This is a genomic window from Muricomes intestini (assembly GCF_004346165.1).
GTDB classification, from domain to species: domain Bacteria; phylum Bacillota; class Clostridia; order Lachnospirales; family Lachnospiraceae; genus Muricomes; species Muricomes intestini.
In genome coordinates this window covers 17,822-35,558 of the sequence record NZ_SLZZ01000021.1, presented here as the reverse complement: position 1 = coordinate 35,558, position 17,737 = coordinate 17,822, and the positions used below count along the sequence as shown (strand labels likewise).

Here is a 17,737-nt window from a genome sequence, read left to right as displayed (position 1 = left end):
CAGTAACAGTTAAAAAAGATGAAAATTCACAACTAAACCTGCAAATACTATGGATACCATAGACAGCAGTTTAATCAGAATATTGATAGACGGACCCGAGGTATCCTTAAACGGATCACCTACCGTATCGCCCACAACAGCTGCTTTATGCGCCTCACTTCCTTTGCCGCCGTGATTTCCGCCCTCAATATATTTCTTCGCATTATCCCATGCCCCGCCTGAATTGGCCATGAAGATTGCCATTACAAATCCGGAGGCTGTTGCCCCTGTCAAAAGGCCTATCACACCGTTGTAGCCGAGGATCAATCCCGTGACAATCGGTGTTATAATTGCCAGGAGCGTAGGCAGGATCATTTCCCGCAGACTTGCCTTTGTACAAATGTCAACACAGGTCTTATAGTCTGCTTCCGCTGTTCCTTCCATAAGGCCTGTGATTTCCCGGAACTGGCGTCTTACCTCCACAACAATGCTCTGGGCTGCTTTCCCCACAGATGACATAGTCAGCGCAGCAAATATGAAGGGAAGGCATGCACCAATGAAGAGTCCCACAAGAACAGTCGGATTCATGACACTCATGTCAAGCTTCACTGAACTGCCGCCCACCTGCTGCACCTTTTCTACATAAGAGGCAATCAGTGCCAGGGCTGTCAGTGCTGCCGATCCGATAGCAAAACCTTTTCCTGTTGCTGCTGTAGTATTTCCCAGTGAATCCAGCGCGTCCGTACGTGTGCGCACCTCTGCATCCAAGCCTGCCATCTCAGCGATTCCTCCCGCATTGTCCGCAATCGGTCCATAGGCATCTGTTGCAAGAGTGATACCGAGCGTAGACAGCATCCCCACTGCCGCGAGTGCAATACCGTAAAGTCCTCTTGTAGCATCGGCAAATCCGCCTGAAAAACCATAAGCAGCCATGATGCACACTGCGATAATGATGATCGGCAGAGCGGTGGACAACATTCCCAGGCTCAGTCCCCCTATAATGATGGTGGCTGAACCAGTCAGAGATTTCCCTGACAGATTCTGTGTTGGTTTATATGTATCTGATGTAAAATATTCTGTCGAGAGCCCGATCAGTACCCCTGCCAGCAGTCCTGACAGAATTGCAAAATAAATTCCAATAAATTCTTTGCCTAAAATCACCCATACTAGCGGGAATGCAACTACCGCAATAATGACCGCACTGGTGTTCGTGCCTACTCTCAGGGAACGAAGCAGTGTACTCTGCCGGGTATCTTCACCTGTCCTCACAAGAAGTGCCCCGATAATGGATGCCAGCACTCCTACTGCAGCAAGAATCATCGGTATCATAACCGCACTTAACTGGTCAACAGACTCAATGTTTTTAAAAGCAACGACACCAAGGGCACATGAAGAAACAATAGAGCCTACATAAGACTCATATAAATCTGCACCCATACCGGCCACATCTCCCACATTATCGCCTACATTATCTGCAATAACCGCAGGGTTCCTTGGATCATCTTCGGGTATCCCTGCTTCCACCTTTCCAACCAAATCTGCCCCTACATCCGCAGCCTTCGTGTAAATTCCCCCGCCCACACGGGCAAACAAAGCCATAGAGGATGCACCCATACCAAAGGTAATCATTGCACCGGTAATATCCTCAATGGGAAGCTTGAATACTACACTTAAAATTAAATACCAGATAGAAATATCCAGTAGTCCCAGGCCTACCACTGTGAATCCCATAACAGAACCGGCAGAAAATGCCACATTCAAACCTTTGTTCAGACCTTTCTGGCAGGCTGCTGCCGTTCTTGCATTCGCCCTGGTAGCAATCTGCATTCCAACAAACCCTGACAACCCAGAAAAAAATCCGCCTGTAATAAATGCAAAGGGTACAAACCATGTGAGAAATCCTGCTGCCGCCATAATAAGCAGTATACAGAACATTCCCACAAAAAAGATAACCAGAATCCGGTACTGCCGCTTCAGGTAAGCCATTGCGCCCTCATGAATGGAAGCGGATATCTTTTTCATTGTCTCACTCCCCGCCGGAAATCTCAGAACCTTTTTCGCCCTGGTATACGCAAAAACAAGTGCTGCTACCGAGCCAATCAACGTTAAAATTGCCAACATACTGTCCATGATGTATCTCCCTCCATAATCAAATTTTTTCCTATTATAATAGTATAACTTTCTTGGAAAAATATCAATAAAAATCAGCAAAGGGCACAAAACTAATAAAGTATAAACTTTAAAAAGAACCGCAGTGGTTTTTACCGCTTACGATTCTTTCTGAAATAAATTACAAGTCCGCAGCAAAGGATTACAAGTATTGCTGCCAGCAGCTGGGATACCGGAAGTCCTATTTGAGGAATCAGCAGCTGGTCTGTCCTTAATCCCTCAATCCAGGCTCTCCCCAGCCCATACCCCAGCAGGTAGAGCAAGAATAATTCGCCTTCGAATTTTTTATGCTTTCTGTACAGGAACAGGACTATAAACAGTCCGCAGCACCAGAGAGATTCATATAGAAATGTGGGATGCACCTGAATATAGCTGATTCCATCCAGCACTTGAATATTCGCACGCATAGTTTCTGTCACATCACTGTTCCTTACCGCATCCAGAGGAAGCTGCATAGCAAAAAGACTATCTGTATATTCCCCAAAAGCCTCCCTGTTGAAAAAATTTCCCCAGCGTCCCAGCATCTGCCCGTTCACAAGAGCCAGAGCTACGGTATCAAATATCTGCATAGTCTTTAAATGCTTTACCCGTGCACACACAAGCACTGTGAGAACAGCTCCAATCAAACCTCCGTAAAATCCAAGACCTCCTTCCCGCAGGTTCAGAATGTCCAGCAGATTATCCTTATACATGTCCCAGGAAAAAACAACGTAATAGATTCTCGCTCCCAGAATCCCGCAGATGACCCCGATAATTCCCATGTCCAGGTAATCTTCAGGATTCTGCCTGGTTCTCTTTGCCTCAGATGTGGCAATCAGAAAACCAATCAGAATTGCACACCCGATAATAATCCCGTAATATGCGATTTCAAACCCAAATATACTGATGGATTTTCCTACATGCTCCAGGTGAATTCCCAAATGTGGAAAGTTAATATTGTAATGCATGCCTCACGCTCCTTTCTAATGTACCGATAGTCCGAAATCAAACATTAAACCTGAACAAAATGATGTCCCCATCCTGCACCACATAGTCTTTGCCTTCCAGCCTGACAAGACCTTTCTCTTTTGCCGCCACATGTGTACCGCACGCCATCAGATCATCGTAGCTGACAATTTCCGCGCGTATAAACCCGCGTTCAAAATCTGAATGAATCTTTCCCGCCGCCTGGGGCGCTTTTGTCCCCCTCTTAATTGTCCATGCACGTACCTCCGGCTCCCCTGCTGTCAGATAGCTGATAAGCCCCAAAAGATGATAGCTTGCCTTAATCAGTTTTTCCAGTCCTGATTCTTCTAAACCTAAATCTTCCAGAAACATTTTCTTTTCTTCATCATCCAGCTCCGCAATTTCCTGCTCAATCTGTGCACAAACCACAAAAACTTCACAGCCTTCCTCTTCTGCATATTTGTGGACTGCCTGTACACCTTCATTTGAAGCGCCGTCATCGACCAGATCATCCTCTGCTACATTTGCTGCAAAAATAACCGGCTTCGCGGTCAACAAATTGTAGCTTTCAAGCCAAATTTGTTCTTCTTCATCATCAGCAGTAAAACTTTTTGCCATCCGGTTCTCTTCCAAGTGAGCTTTCACCCGCTGTAAAAGTCCAAGTTCCTTCGCTGCCGTCTTATCATTTTTTGCTACCTTTACTGTCTTTGCAATTCTTCTCTCCAGAATCTCCAGGTCGGAAAAGATTAGCTCCAGGTTAATTGTCTCAATATCCCGCAGCGGATCGATGTTTCCGTCCACATGTACAATGTTGCTGTCCTCAAAACACCTGACTACATGCACAATTGCATCCACCTCACGGATGTTAGCCAAAAACTGATTTCCCAGTCCTTCACCTTTGGAAGCGCCCTTTACCAACCCTGCTATATCCACAAACTCAATTGCCGCAGGGACAATCTTCTTCGTATGGTACATCTCTCCCAGCACATCCAGACGCTTGTCCGGCACAGTCACGACACCCACATTCGGATCAATTGTGCAGAAAGGATAGTTTGCAGACTCAGCTCCCGCCTTTGTCAGCGAATTAAACAATGTACTTTTCCCAACATTTGGCAATCCCACAATTCCTAATTTCATTTTCTATATTCTCTCCTTATATAAACTTTTTGCACCTTAATCTCTGGTTTCCATCAGGATAACTACACCAAAAGGAAAGGAGATTTCCAGCTTGTCTCCCATAATCTCATTGCTGACACACAGGCTGTCAAATGCCGTCAGATCATGATGGTTCAAGGGATACTTTGCACCCTTAAGGTTAAAATCTTCCACAGTACCTCCAAGAGGAAAAACAGAAAAATATGGGCCGTAAGCCTCCTCTCTCTTCAACACAAAGTCTTCCTTCAGGAGACGTATCTGATTATGAGTATCCACAATTCTTGCATCAGCTCCGGCATCCAGTGCAATCTTCAGTGTCTGGACATTGGCCCATACATGATCCACTCTTGTTCCTGTTCCGCCCAGAATCCATATATTGTGCCTGTGAAGTTCCAGACACAGTCTCAGTGCAATTTCTGTGTCCGTCGCGTCTTTTACAGGGTTAAACTGCCTGACAGGAACCTTTGTCTTCTCTTTGTAATATGCAATGACCTTCTCCGGGACACTGTCAAAATCCCCAACAATATAATCCGGAAGAAGCCCATGTTCGTAGAGGAAAGTAAGTCCTCTGTCTACCCCGATAATCAATTCTGTTTCTTCATCTTTTAAAATGCCTGTAGCAAATTCTTCTTCCAGAAGACCTCCGCTGACAATTACTGTGCGCTTACTCATTTTTCTTTAAAATCTCCATGAATCCTCTGACATTTTCCCCAATATCTCCGTGGAACACTGCTGAGCCTGCCACAATCACATTTGCTCCGGCAGAAAGGACCTCCCCTACATTTGTGAGATAAATTCCTCCGTCTACCTCAATGTCACTGTCCAGTTTTTTCTCTTCCAGCAATACTTTCAGATCTCTGATTTTATTCAGAGACTGGGGGATGAACGCCTGTCCTCCAAAACCAGGCTCCACACTCATAATCAGGAACATTTCTGCCTGGTCAAGAATCGGGTACAATGCATCCACAGGTGTACCGGGTTTTATGGAAACCCCTGCCTTCATGCCACAGGAATGAATTTTATCCAGAGTCGCCTGTATATCCTCACATGCCTCCAGATGTACCGTCAGGAGATCGGCTCCCGCCTCCTGAAACGCTTCTACATAACGAATCGGTTCCGTAACCATCAAATGTACATCCATTACCTGCCTGCTCACCCCCTGGATGGATTTGAGCACAGGCATGCCAAAAGAAATACTGGGCACAAACATTCCGTCCATGACATCAAAATGAAGATATCCTGCCCCGTTATCCGCCGTCTGACGAATCTGCTCACCCAGAACTTTAAAGTCTGCCGATAATATGGATGGCGCCAATATGTTTTTCATCACTCTAATACCTCTTCCTTTCCTGTAATTCCCGGTACATTTCCAAATAGTCCTCATAGCGAATAGAATGAATCTTCCCGGCCTCTACTGCTTCTTTTACAAGGCAGCCGGGTTCATGCACGTGATTGCAGCCGACGAACCTGCACTTTCCTTCATAGGGAGCAAATTCCCGAAAATAATATTTCAGTTCTCCCTTATCAAACTCATTGACATACAGAGAACTAAATCCCGGGGTGTCCATAATATACGAGTTTTCATTTATAGCTATCAGCTCCGAATGCCTGGTAGTATGTTTCCCCCGGCCAATTTTTTCACTGATACTGCCTGTCTCCATTTGAACCTCTGTCTGTAAGAGGTTAATCAAAGAAGACTTTCCCACCCCGGAGGGTCCTGCAATGACTGTAGCTTTTCCCTCCAGCAGTTTCCTTACAGGCTCCATGTTTTCCTTTTTCAGTGCACTGGTAAAGACAACCTCATATCCGCAGGCCTGATAAATTTCCCTAATTTGAGCCAACTCAGGCTGTGCTGCAATATCTTTCTTATTAAAGCATAGTATCACAGGGATCTCCTTGCTCTCCATCATCACCAGAAATCTGTCCAGCAGATTAAAATGTGGCTCCGGATTGGACACAGCAAAAACAACCAGAGCCTGGTCAATATTTGCTGCGGCGGGACGAATCAGCTCATTCTTCCTTGGCAGAATTTCTACAATATTTCCTTCCTTTTCGATGTCATCAAGAACTTTGATGTCTACACAGTCTCCCACCAGAGGCTTTATTTTCTCTTTTCTGAAAATTCCTTTCGCCTTGCACTCATAAACACCGGATTCTACCACGTGAACGTAGTAGAACCCGGCAATTCCTTTTATGATCTTTCCCTGCATAAATTTGCTGATATCCCTTCTTATCTGTTCCAACCCTTAAGTCTGTCAAAATAATTACCCCAATAAGTTCACGGCTCTCCTGTACCTTCACCTGTACCATCTCCGTTGCCGCTGCCATCTTGAGATGAATCCTGTGCCTCACTTACTACAATATCTACTGTTGTTCCCTTCTCCAACTGGCTTCCCGGGGCTGCACTCTGGGAAATCACATACCCTGGCGTAACACTACTGCTTTGATAGGTTACATTCCCTGCAAGACCTGCATCTTCCAGAGCCTGTAATGCAGCATCCTCCGTCATATTTGTAAGCGATGGAACATTCACCATCTCCACTTCAGGGCCTTTGCTGACTACATAATCAACTGCGGTTCCCTTTGTCACCTTTTTATCCGGCTCTGTTCCCTGGTTCATTACAATACCTGCTTCATACTCATCGCTGTATTCTTCCGTAACATTGCCCCCGGCCAGACCCGCCGCAGCCAGTGCTGCATCCGCATCTGCGGCCGCCAATCCCGTCAGAGTAGGAACAGTTGCTTTCTCCACACCCAAGCTTACCACCATGGTAACCTTGGCCCCCTCTTCCACTTCGGCCCTTGCGGATGGACTGGTAGAAATCACCTTGCCCTCAGCTACAGTATCACTGTACTGTGCTTCAGAATTGGCCACCACAAGGCCTACAGCTTCAAGTGCCTTCTGTGCTGAAGCCTCATCCTGTCCTACAACATCGGGTACAGACACCGTCTTTTGTTTTTTCCCTGTACTGACAACAACATTAATCTGAGAATTTTTTGCCACCTTTTTCTTTGCAGCCGTTTCCTGACGGATGATAATCCCTTTATCATACTTATCAGAAGCTTCTCTTCCAGACACATAGTATCCCAGATTCTTCTTACTCAGAGCGGCTTTTGCTTCCTCTTCTGTCATTCCGACCAGATTGGGCACTGAAACCTTATTTTCAGTTTGCGTCTGGGCAGAACTTGGTTTTATCTTAAAGAGTCCTGCCGCCTTTCCCACCATGAAAATCACCCCGATGGCAATGACTGCCGCTGCTACTATCATGAGTATTTTCATGATTTTCTTCATATTAGGGTCTACATCATTTTTCTTTCTGCCGCCCTGTTCATCTTCTTCACTGTCATAATTTTCGCTGTCGTAATCGTAATCATCATCATAATCGTCGTAGTCGTCATCCTCATCATAATCACGTTCCTGTATACGCGCCATCTCTTCGGTAGGCATCACAATTGTTGTGTCAGTCCCCGAGCTGCGGGAAAACATATTGACAAAATCACCATCCGGATTTACCAGGGAGCGTTTCAGATCTAGGATCAAATCGTGACAGTTCAAATATCTGTGCTCCGGAATCTTCTGGGTACATTTCATAATGATACATTCAAGACTGTATGGAATATCCGGCACTTCTTTTGCCGGTGAAATGATTTCTTCCTGCAGGTGCTTCAGAGCTACGGTTACTGTCGAATCCCCGTCAAAGGGCACATGCCCCGTTATCATCTCATACATCGTGACTCCAGCTGAATAGATGTCACTTTTTTCATCTACAACAGCGCCCCGGGCCTGTTCTGGTGAAGTATAATGAACGGAACCCATGATATTACCGCTGATGGTTTTAGTCGCCGTAGTCGCCCTGGCAATCCCAAAATCCGTTACCTTTACTTTTCCTTCTTTGGATATGATAATATTCTGAGGCTTGATATCCCGGTGAATGATGTGCTGATTATGGGCAGCCTGAATACCTGTCGCCATCTGTATAGAAATGCTGATAGTCTCCTTTGCAGTGAGTTTTCCCTTTTTCTCAATGTATTCCTTTAAAGTGATTCCCTCAACCAATTCCATGACCATATAATACAGACCCCTGTCCTGTCCTACGTCATAGACGTTTACCACATTGGGATGCATCAGCCCTGCAGCGGCCTGTGCTTCACTTAAGAACTTCTGTATAAAAACCTCATCTGTTCGGTAATCACTTTTCAGTACCTTGATTGCCACATACCGGTTCAGTTTATGATCCTTTCCTTTATAAACATCCGCCATTCCGCCCGAACCGATCCGGCTCAATATTTCATAACGTTTTCCTAAAAAAATCCCTTCTTTTAACATACACTCACCTCATCTGCAAACGGTTCTGCCAGCACAAGCCCTATGTTATCCGTACCGCCGTTTTCTTTTGCTGTTTCTACCAGAGACTCTGCTGCTTCCACGATGTCTCTGCCCCCCTGCACAATGTGGAAGAGCTCGTCATCTTCCACCATATTGCTTAAACCGTCTGTACACATCAAAATGATGTCTCCCTTTTTCAAACGGTGCTCATAAAAGTCTACCTCTACATTTTCTTTTGCGCCGATTGCCCTCGTGATGATGTTCTTATCCGGATGATGCTTTGCCTCCTCAGGCTTAATTCCCCCCAGACGTACCATCTCTTCAACCAGTGAATGGTCCTTTGTCAGCTGTACAATGCCCTGGTTGATAAGGTAAAGCCTGCTGTCCCCTACATTTGCAAAGTACATCATCTGGTTCACCATGGTGGCTGCCACTATGGTGGTTCCCATTCCTTTCAGGTGAGAATCCTTGGAAGCCGCTTTAATAATCTCCCGGTTCGCAGTCTTAATTGCCAGAACCAGGGCTTTTTCTATGTCATTCTCCCGGCTTTGTTTCAATTCTCTTTTTAAAACTTCTACTGTATATTTTGAAGCATAATCGCCGGCCTGGTGTCCGCCCATGCCGTCAGCCACTACAAACAAATTGGGGAGAGGTCCTAAGGGATGATTTGTCGTATAGACATAATCTTGATTTACTTGTCTTACCATGCCTACATCGGTAATGGAAAATGTCTTCATAGTTTACTCCTTTATTCTTTGTTTGTCTGGACAAACGTGCGTCTGAGCTGTCCACAGGCTCCATCGATATCTGCACCCATTTCCCTTCTTATAGTAACATTTATTCCGCGTTTTTCAAGTTTATTTTTGAAATTTAGCGCATTTTTCCTGTCCGGACGCTCAAAGGAACGTTCTTTTATAGGATTTACAGGTATCAGATTCAGGTGGCAGTTTCTGGGGGCCAATATTTTAATCAGGTCATTGGCATCCTCGTCCGTATCGTTGACTTTGTGTACCAGACTGTACTCAAACGTGACACGTCTCCCAGTTTTCCGGAAATATTCGTCACATGCCAAGAGCACTTCCTGTAATTCATACTGATTTGCTACAGGCATGAGGCTGCTGCGCTTTTCCTGGGTTGCTCCGTGCAGAGAAAGAGCAAGGGTTATCTGAAGATGCTCCTCTGCCAGTTCAAGCATACGCGGCACAATTCCGCAGGTTGAGACTGTTACATTTCTCTGACTGATATTAAGTCCATGCTCATCGGTCAGCAGACGGATAAAGCGCAGAAAATTATCGTAATTGTCCAGAGGCTCCCCCGTTCCCATAATAACCACGTTGGAAACCCGTTCCCCTGTCAGCTTCTGAATGTGATAGATTTGTCCCAGCATTTCCGAAGGGGAAAGATTCCTTGACAGGCCTCCGATTGTGGAGGCACAGAAACGACATCCCATCCGGCAGCCCGCCTGAGAAGAAATGCAGACCGAATTGCCATGCTTGTAGCGCATGAGAACACTTTCTATCATATTTTTATCGCAGAGCTGAAATAAAAACTTATTCGTTCCATCCAGAACGGACTCCTGTCTCTTTACCAGCTCCACGGGGAGAATTACATATTCCTCATCCAGTTTCCCCCGAAGATTTTTGGGCAGATTTGTCATCTCCTCAAAGTTGTCTGCAAGCTTTACATGAAGCCAGTCATATACCTGCTTTGTCCGGAATTTTTTTGCGCCGAGCAACTCCATTTCATTTTGCAGCTGTTCATATGTATACGCACGAATATCTTTTTTCATTATCTTGCGCCTTTCCTAATCAATCTTGCTATGAAAAAGCCATCGCTGTCATGAATTCCCGGCAGCAGCTGGAGACATCCTTCTTCCTGAATAGCATCCTGCAGCCTGGAGCAGACTTTATCCTGTACGGAGCCCAGAACGTAGTCGGGGTGTGTCTTCAAAAACCACTGTACGTTCTCCATATTCTCAGTGCAGTTGATCGTACAAGTGCTGTAAATCAACGTACCTGACCGCTTCACATACCGGCAGACCACACTAAGTATATTCCGTTGAAGAAGGGCAAGCTCTTCCAGCCGCCTTTCTGTAGTCTTATATTTCAGATCAGTTTTCCGTCCAAGCACTCCAAGTCCCGAACAAGGCAGATCTGCAATTACAATATCCGCTTTCTCCATGGAGGCTTTGTCCAATACCATAGCATCCTGTACTACAGTCGATATATTTTCCAGCCCCATCCTGTCAATATTTTCCTGGATTAGCCCTGTTTTATATTCTGTCAGATCCCTCGCCTCTACATGTCCGGTTCCATTCAGCTTTTCCGCAAGATGAAGAGATTTTCCCCCGGGGGCAGCACACACATCCATAATATAGCTGCCCTCCTCTGGGGAAGCGATTTCTCCTACAAGCATGGAGCTGATATCCTGTACGGCAAAAAGACCTTCCCTGAAGCTGGAAAGGCCGCCCAGATAATCATACCCTGCAATAGAAAGGGCGTAAGGCAGATATGGATGGCTTTTGACTGTCACTCCTTCTGTTCTCAGCCTTTGCACCAATTCCTCCAAAGTGAGGCGGCTTGTATTGCAGCGGACCGTCACCGGTTTTTCTTTCTGGAAATAAGTCAGTATTTTCTTTACTGTATCCATATCATATTCGGCCAGCCATTTTCTCAAAATCCACTCGGGCATGGAATATCTGACAGACAGTTCAGCCACAGGGTCCTTGGGATATTCTGTCCCGCCAAGTCCCCGGGCTGTACTTCGCAGCACTCCGTTTACAAATCCTTTCAAAGGCCCGAATCCTTTTTTTACTGTAAGCTTCACCGACTCGTTGCACACCGCAGAATCCGGTACACTGTCCATGTATTTCAGCTGATATACGGCACTCCGCAGAATATTTCGGATAACCGGCTTCATTTTTTTGACCTTTACTTTTGAGAATTGATCCAGGATATAATCAATCTCCAACATGTGTTCCAGCGTCCCTTCTGTCACTCTTGTGATAAAAGCACGCTCCTTTTTATCCAGATACTGGTATTTACTTAAGGTATTTCCCAGGGCAATGTGGCTGTACACATCGTGCTCTATTACGTCCATAAGAATTCCCAGTACAATTTCCCGCTCATTTAAGGGCTTTGCCATTTAATATCCTCCGCTAATCTCTTCTGCGTCCGCCGATGAAAAGCAGCCTTAAAAGCTGCAGTATCATGGATGCCGCGCTTGCCACATAAGTCAGTGCAGCGGCACTTAAGACTTCCTTTGTAGCTCCTATTTCCTCAGGATAAAGCATTCCTGAAGTTTCCAGCGCTTTTACCGCTCTTCTGGAGGCATTAATCTCCACCGGAAGAGTTACAAGCTGGAATAGAACAGCCCCTGAAAACAGAAAGATTCCAAGATTAATCAAAAAAGCAGAGGCATTTCCCCGGATAAACAGGCCGATAATTACCAGCGGCCAGGCCGCGGCGGAGCCAAAATTTGCAACCGGGACTAATGCGCCTCTTATTTTCAAAGGAACATACCCCACACTGTGCTGGACTGCATGGCCGCATTCGTGGGCCGCCACGCCGATGGCCGCCACAGAAGCCGACTGATAGGTGGCATCTGACAGACTTAGCGTTTTGTTTCTGGGATCATAATGATCGTTCAGATTTCCCGATATGTGGCGCACCTGAACATCATAAATTCCATTTGACTTTAAGATACTTTCTGCCGCTTCACGCCCGGTCAGCCCTGAGTGGCTGCGCACCTGAGCATATTTATTGAACACCCGGTTTACCCGGCTCGATGCCAGTATACAGATGACTGCCCCGATTAAAACTAATATATAAGTAGGGTCATAATAATAATAAAACATAAAAATTCCTCCGTTGTTGAAACTGTAACTGTTCAGTAGGGCTAGTGCACTAGCGAGTGAACAGTGTGCCCTTTTTCAGTGTATATCCCCTCAAAAATGCACTTGTCTTCATTCTCTTTTTCCCCGGAATCTGAAGTTCACTGACGCGAAGCCGTCCGTCTCCTGTCTGCACTGTAAAGCTGTCTTTATTCACACCCAGCACGGTTCCCGGTGTTTGCTCTTGTGTACCCTCTGCCGCGGGTTCTGCCTTTGCCCTCCATACTTTCAGCACTGTGTCACCCCAGTGGGTATAAGCGCTTGGCCAGGAGTTCAGCCCTCGTACCAGTCTCTCGATCTCGCTTGCCGGCCGGCTCCAATCAATATTTCCCATCTTCTTATCCAGCATTTTCGCATAGGGAGTGGGGCTTTCCCCCTGTTTTTCAAATACAGCAGTGCCTTCTTCCAGTGCTTTCAATGTCTTCACGCAAAGCTTAGCCCCCGCCAATGCCAATTTATCGTGCAGGCTTTCACCAGTCTCATCTTCTGTGATGGGCACCTGAGTCTTTAAGATCATATCTCCTGTATCCAGGCCCTCGTCCATCTGCATGGTCGTGACACCTGTTACTGCCTCACCACTGATAATCGCCCACTGTATGGGCGCTGCACCTCTGTACTTGGGCAGCAATGACGCGTGGACATTGATGCATCCATAAGGTGTCATCTCCAGAATCTCTTTGGGAAGTATCTGTCCAAATGCCACAACAACAATAGCATCCGCCTGGTATTTCTTAAGCTCGGCTACGCATTCTGGCTTTCTCACCCTTGCAGGCTGATAGATTGGTATGTCATGTCTGACTGCTGCTTCTTTCACAGGCGTATACTGCATCTCTTTTCCTCTGCCCTTGGGTTTGTCAGGCTGAGTCACTGTCAGACACACATCGTGTCCGGTTTCTATCAGTGCTTCCAGAGTTCCCACTGAAAACTCAGGAGTTCCCATAAATATCACTCTCATCTTACTCCTCATCCTCCTCATACTGTACATCGTGGAGGCCGTCCTCCACTCTGTCCACATACAGCTCACCGTTGAGATGATCGATTTCATGACAAAATGCCCTTGCCAGCAGTCCTTCTCCTTCCAGCTCAAATTCTTCCATATCTTCATTCAGGGCACGGATCTTCACATGGTTCGGTCTGGTTACGATTCCCCATTTTCCAGGCACGCTTAAACATCCTTCTTCGCCTGTCTGCTCTCCCGACGCCTCCAGAATCTCCGGGTTGATTAACACAATAGGACCTTCTCCCACGTCAATGACTACAATTTTTTTGAGCACTCCAACCTGGGGAGCTGCAAGGCCTACTCCCATTTTTTCATACAATGTATCCAACATGTCATTGATCAGGATCTTTGTTCGAAGAGTCATCTTTGTTACTTCTTTGCTCTTTTTCGTCAGAATCTCGTCCCCAATCTCTCTAACTTCTCTGATTGCCATAGCTTCCTCCGTCTTGTAACTGTTCTGAATAGTTACCTTTTTACTTTGTTCTAAAAAACATTCATCGGATTGAAATCAAATTGTATCCGCATTTTTCGAAATCCGGTGTTTATTTCAATGTATTGTTCAAGATAATTCTTTATCCTTATCAGTGTATCATATCTTTCTGCTTTCAGATAGAGAACTTTCCGATACACGTCCTTTACTTTTCCAATCCCAGGACTTGCAGGTCCAATAATCTCTATGCTTCTCCCTCTGCTGACACGGAGAGCATATTCCTTTAAGTACCCGGCTCCTTTTTCCAGAAGAGCTTCATCCTCACAGCTTATCAGCACCGCCAGCAGATTTTCCACCGGAGGGTATCCCATCAGCTCTCTGTAATGGATTTCCTCTTCATAGAAGGCTTCATAGTCCTGAGCCGCCGCCGTCACAATCCCGTAATGATCCGGACTGTAGGTCTGAATCACCGCTTCGCCCTTCTTACTGCCCCGGCCGGCTCTTCCCACCGCCTGGGTCAGAAGCTGGAAGGTCCGTTCCCCTGCCCGATAGTCGTCCGCATAAAGGGACATATCCGCAGCCAGGACACCTGCCAGGGTCACATTCGGAAAGTCATGTCCCTTTACAATCATCTGCGTCCCCACCAGAATATCCGCCTCCCCGTCCGCAAATGCCGACAATATCTTTTCATGGCCGTCTTTCTGCCGGGTAGTATCCATATCCATGCGCAGCACCCGGGCGTTTGGAAACTGCCTCTTTACAATATCCTCTACCTGCTGAGTACCCGCCTTAAATTCCCCTATATGGCGGGAACCGCACTCGGGACAATGCTGTTTTTTAGGCTCTTCATAGCCACAATAGTGGCACACCATTTTGCCGCCCCTGTGATAGGAAAGGGATACATCGCAGTGAGGACATTTTATCACATGCCCGCATTCTCTGCAGGAGATAAACCCTGCATATCCCCGTCGGTTCAAAAACAGCATTGTCTGCTCTTTCTTCTCCAGTCTGTCAGCAATAAGTTCCTGCAGTTTCCGGCTCAGAATCGAATGGTTTCCTTCCTTTAATTCTTCCCGCAAATCCACTGTATATACCTTAGCCATATCCTGCATCCTGGAACGGTTTTTCATTTCCAAAAGTACGTATTCTCCCCTTCTGACCCGGTACATTGCTTCCATGGACGGTGTGGCAGAGCCCAGAACAAGGCTTGCCCCTTCCATATCTCCCCGGGCTTGTGCCGTCTCTCTGGCATGGTACCTTGGAACCTGTTCACTCTTATATGTAGGCTCATGCTCCTCGTCTATCACAATCAGACCCAAGTTAGGAAAGGGCGTAAAAAGAGCGGAACGCGGTCCTATCATAACATCAATCTTGCCTTCTTTCGCCCGCATCATCTGGTCATAGCGCTCCCCTGCCGATAGGCGGGAATTCATAATAGATACCCGATCTCCAAAATTCCGGTAAAACCGCATGACCGTCTGATAGGTCAGGGCAATTTCAGGGATTAAAACAATGGCCTGTTTTCCCTGTGCGGCTACCCGTCGTATCATTTCTATATACACTTCCGTCTTCCCGCTTCCGGTGACCCCATATACCAGATAGGTGCCTCGTTTTCCCCGGCTATAGTCTTCCCAGAAAGCAGAAATCGCAGCTTTCTGTTCTTCTGTAAACGTAATGCAGCTTTCTTCCTTTTCCCCTTTTACAGGATTTCGGTAAACCTGCCGGGATTCCAGAACAAGAACTCCCTGTTCTTCCAGTGCACGCACGACAGAAAGTGTAATGTTAAGTTTTTTCATCACCAGTTCATATTCCAGTATATTGTCATCCAAAAGTGCGGCCATAAGTCTGGCCCGTGCCTTCTGGTTCTTTTCCAGGTAATGTTCCAGTTTCTGTCTGCCTTCTTCTTCGCTCAGCAAAAGACGTATCCGCTTCTTTACCTTTGCATTTTCCTTCTGTTTAATGGGAAGAACCGTCTTCAAAGCTTGAATCATGGTTCCCCCGTACTGTTCCTTCATCCAGGCTGCCAGAGCCACAAGCTTTCCTTCTATGGCTACGCCCTTCCGAGAAATATCCTGAACCTCCTTCACCTTCGCTTCGTCATATCCGCAGGTGTCCGATAATCCTATGACATACCCCTTCGTCTCTCGGTTTCCTCTCCCGAAAGGGACAAGTACCTCCATACCCACAGCAAGCTCTCCCTCCAGCCGGGAGGGAATTCGGTACTGAAATATTTTATCCAGTTTTTCATGTGTGATATCTACGATAATGTCCGCATACATGAAATATGCTCACCTACTTTGTGTTTTCTTCTGTTTTTTCAACTCGGTTAAAACTTCTTTAATCAACACCCTTTCATCCATGGGGTGCTTGACTCCTTTGATTTCCTGATAGTCCTCATGTCCCTTGCCCGCCAACACAATGACGTCCCCCGGCTGTCCATGCTCTATAGCGTAACGGATGGCTTCCTTTCTGTCACAGATTTCCACATATTTGCCATTCGTTTTGGAAATACCTGTTTTAATGTCATCTATGATACCCTGAGGTTCTTCAAATCTCGGATTGTCCGACGTAATAATCGTCAAATCCGCCAGACGTCCTGACACCTCTCCCATCTCATATCGACGCTCCTTTGAGCGGTTGCCGCCGCAGCCAAACAGGCATACCAGGCGTGCCGGATTATATTCCTTCAGAGTCGTCAGGAGACTCTCCAGACTCATAGCATTATGCGCATAGTCAATCATCAGGGTAAAATCATCCGATACCTTAATCATCTCAATCCTGCCCTTGACCTTTGCCACCTTCAACGCCTCCTGAATCTTTTTTGCCGGCACCTGAAAATGTCTGCATACTGCGATAGCCGTCAGAGAATTGTAGACACTGAATTTGCCGGGAATGTCAATCTCCACGTCAAAATCCAACAGACCGGTGACATGGTAGGAGACTCCAAGATAGCCGGGACGAGACATCAGATGCGTATTCACTGCCCTTAAATCTGCCCTCTCTGAAAATCCAAAGGTTTCTGTCCTGCAGGTCGCACCTGAGAACACCTCCTTAAAATATGGATCATCCACATTGGCGATTCCCAGCTTGCACTGTTTAAAGAGAAGTCCCTTGCATCGTTTATAATCTTCAAAATCCTTGTGCTCATTAGGTCCGATATGGTCTCTGCCCAAGTTAGTAAAAATCCCGATTTCAAAGGGAATCCCCGCTGTCCTGTTCAGCATCAGTCCCTGGGAGGACACTTCCATTACCACACAGTCGCACCCGTCCTCTGCCATCTTCGCAAAATACTGATGTATGGTAAATGACTCCGGAGTGGTATTTGACGCAGGTATCTTTTTGTTTCCGATAATTGCCTCTATGGTTCCTATCAAACCCACCTTATGGCCTACTTCCTCTAAAATAGACTTAATCATGTAAGTGGTTGTGGTCTTCCCTTTTGTCCCGGTAATTCCGATGATTCTCATCTTCTCCGCCGGATACCCAAAGTAAGCTGCAGACATCAGAGCAAGTGCATATCTTGTGTCCGCCACCCGGATGACAGTCACATCTTCAGGCGCCGTTACTTCCTTTTCCACAATCACAGCATAAGCACCCTTTTCTGCCACCTCACTGACAAATTCATGCCCGTCCGATACGGCGCCGGAAATACAGACAAATACGGAGCCTTTTTCTACCTTTCTAGAGTCATTAATCAGTGTTGTAATCTCAATTTCATCACTTCCCTGTGTCACTTCATATTCTAAACGTTCTAATAACTGATTCAGTTTCATCCATGTTCCTCCTTATGAAAAATCCTTCAAACGGATGTGTTATATAGAATAACACAAATAATCCCCC

General features: G+C 46.3%; 15 protein-coding genes. All 15 read right to left on the bottom strand.

Features of this window, described 5'->3' with window-relative positions; translation table 11 throughout:
- Positions 1–9 precede the first annotated feature (9 nt).
- Positions 10–2,100: a sodium-translocating pyrophosphatase gene (locus EDD59_RS13235; RefSeq protein WP_132382688.1), complete on the bottom strand. Its 2,091-nt coding sequence runs from the start codon at positions 2,098–2,100 to the stop codon at positions 10–12.
- Between the two features lie 140 nt (positions 2,101–2,240).
- Positions 2,241–3,095 (bottom strand): prolipoprotein diacylglyceryl transferase, encoded by an 855-nt coding sequence (gene lgt, locus EDD59_RS13230; RefSeq protein ID WP_132382658.1) that lies wholly within the window; start codon positions 3,093–3,095, stop codon positions 2,241–2,243.
- A gap of 37 nt (positions 3,096–3,132) precedes the next feature.
- Positions 3,133–4,230 (bottom strand): redox-regulated ATPase YchF, encoded by a 1,098-nt coding sequence (gene ychF / locus EDD59_RS13225; protein WP_132382656.1) that lies wholly within the window; start codon positions 4,228–4,230, stop codon positions 3,133–3,135.
- A gap of 36 nt (positions 4,231–4,266) precedes the next feature.
- Positions 4,267–4,920: a thiamine diphosphokinase gene (locus EDD59_RS13220; protein ID WP_132382654.1), complete on the bottom strand. Its 654-nt coding sequence runs from the start codon at positions 4,918–4,920 to the stop codon at positions 4,267–4,269.
- Entirely contained in the window at positions 4,913–5,575 is a 663-nt protein-coding gene (gene rpe / locus EDD59_RS13215) for a ribulose-phosphate 3-epimerase (RefSeq protein WP_132382652.1), read from the bottom strand. The genes EDD59_RS13220 and rpe overlap by 8 nt, the downstream gene beginning before the upstream one ends.
- Positions 5,576–5,579: 4 nt before the next feature.
- Positions 5,580–6,458, bottom strand: coding sequence for a ribosome small subunit-dependent GTPase A (gene rsgA / locus EDD59_RS13210; RefSeq protein ID WP_132382650.1), 879 nt, complete (start codon positions 6,456–6,458; stop codon positions 5,580–5,582).
- Positions 6,459–6,526: 68 nt separating this feature from the next.
- On the bottom strand, positions 6,527–8,575 hold the full coding sequence (pknB, locus tag EDD59_RS13205) for a Stk1 family PASTA domain-containing Ser/Thr kinase (RefSeq protein ID WP_132382648.1): 2,049 nt from the start codon (positions 8,573–8,575) through the stop codon (positions 6,527–6,529).
- On the bottom strand, positions 8,569–9,312 hold the full coding sequence (locus tag EDD59_RS13200; protein WP_132382646.1) for a Stp1/IreP family PP2C-type Ser/Thr phosphatase: 744 nt from the start codon (positions 9,310–9,312) through the stop codon (positions 8,569–8,571). Before EDD59_RS13200 ends, pknB begins: the two co-directional genes overlap by 7 nt.
- 11 nt (positions 9,313–9,323) lie before the next feature.
- The gene (gene rlmN, locus EDD59_RS13195; RefSeq protein ID WP_132382644.1) at positions 9,324–10,364 is read right to left on the bottom strand and encodes a dual-specificity RNA methyltransferase RlmN; all 1,041 of its coding nucleotides are present in this window, start codon (positions 10,362–10,364) and stop codon (positions 9,324–9,326) included.
- Positions 10,364–11,719: a 16S rRNA (cytosine(967)-C(5))-methyltransferase RsmB gene (rsmB, locus tag EDD59_RS13190; protein WP_132382642.1), complete on the bottom strand. Its 1,356-nt coding sequence runs from the start codon at positions 11,717–11,719 to the stop codon at positions 10,364–10,366. Before rsmB ends, rlmN begins: the two co-directional genes overlap by 1 nt.
- Before the next feature lie 13 nt (positions 11,720–11,732).
- Positions 11,733–12,431 carry a zinc metallopeptidase gene (locus EDD59_RS13185; RefSeq protein WP_132382640.1) on the bottom strand — a complete coding sequence of 233 codons (699 nt, stop codon included), beginning with the start codon at positions 12,429–12,431 and terminating at the stop codon, positions 11,733–11,735.
- 49 nt (positions 12,432–12,480) lie between these two features.
- Positions 12,481–13,422: a methionyl-tRNA formyltransferase gene (gene fmt, locus EDD59_RS13180; protein WP_132382638.1), complete on the bottom strand. Its 942-nt coding sequence runs from the start codon at positions 13,420–13,422 to the stop codon at positions 12,481–12,483.
- A 1-nt stretch (position 13,423) separates the two neighbouring features.
- Positions 13,424–13,900: a peptide deformylase gene (gene def, locus EDD59_RS13175; protein WP_132382636.1), complete on the bottom strand. Its 477-nt coding sequence runs from the start codon at positions 13,898–13,900 to the stop codon at positions 13,424–13,426.
- 50 nt (positions 13,901–13,950) lie between these two features.
- On the bottom strand, positions 13,951–16,176 hold the full coding sequence (priA, locus tag EDD59_RS13170) for a replication restart helicase PriA (protein ID WP_132382634.1): 2,226 nt from the start codon (positions 16,174–16,176) through the stop codon (positions 13,951–13,953).
- A 9-nt stretch (positions 16,177–16,185) separates the two neighbouring features.
- Positions 16,186–17,670 (bottom strand): UDP-N-acetylmuramoyl-L-alanyl-D-glutamate--2,6-diaminopimelate ligase, encoded by a 1,485-nt coding sequence (locus tag EDD59_RS13165; protein WP_132382632.1) that lies wholly within the window; start codon positions 17,668–17,670, stop codon positions 16,186–16,188.
- Between the last annotated feature and the right edge of the window lie 67 nt (positions 17,671–17,737).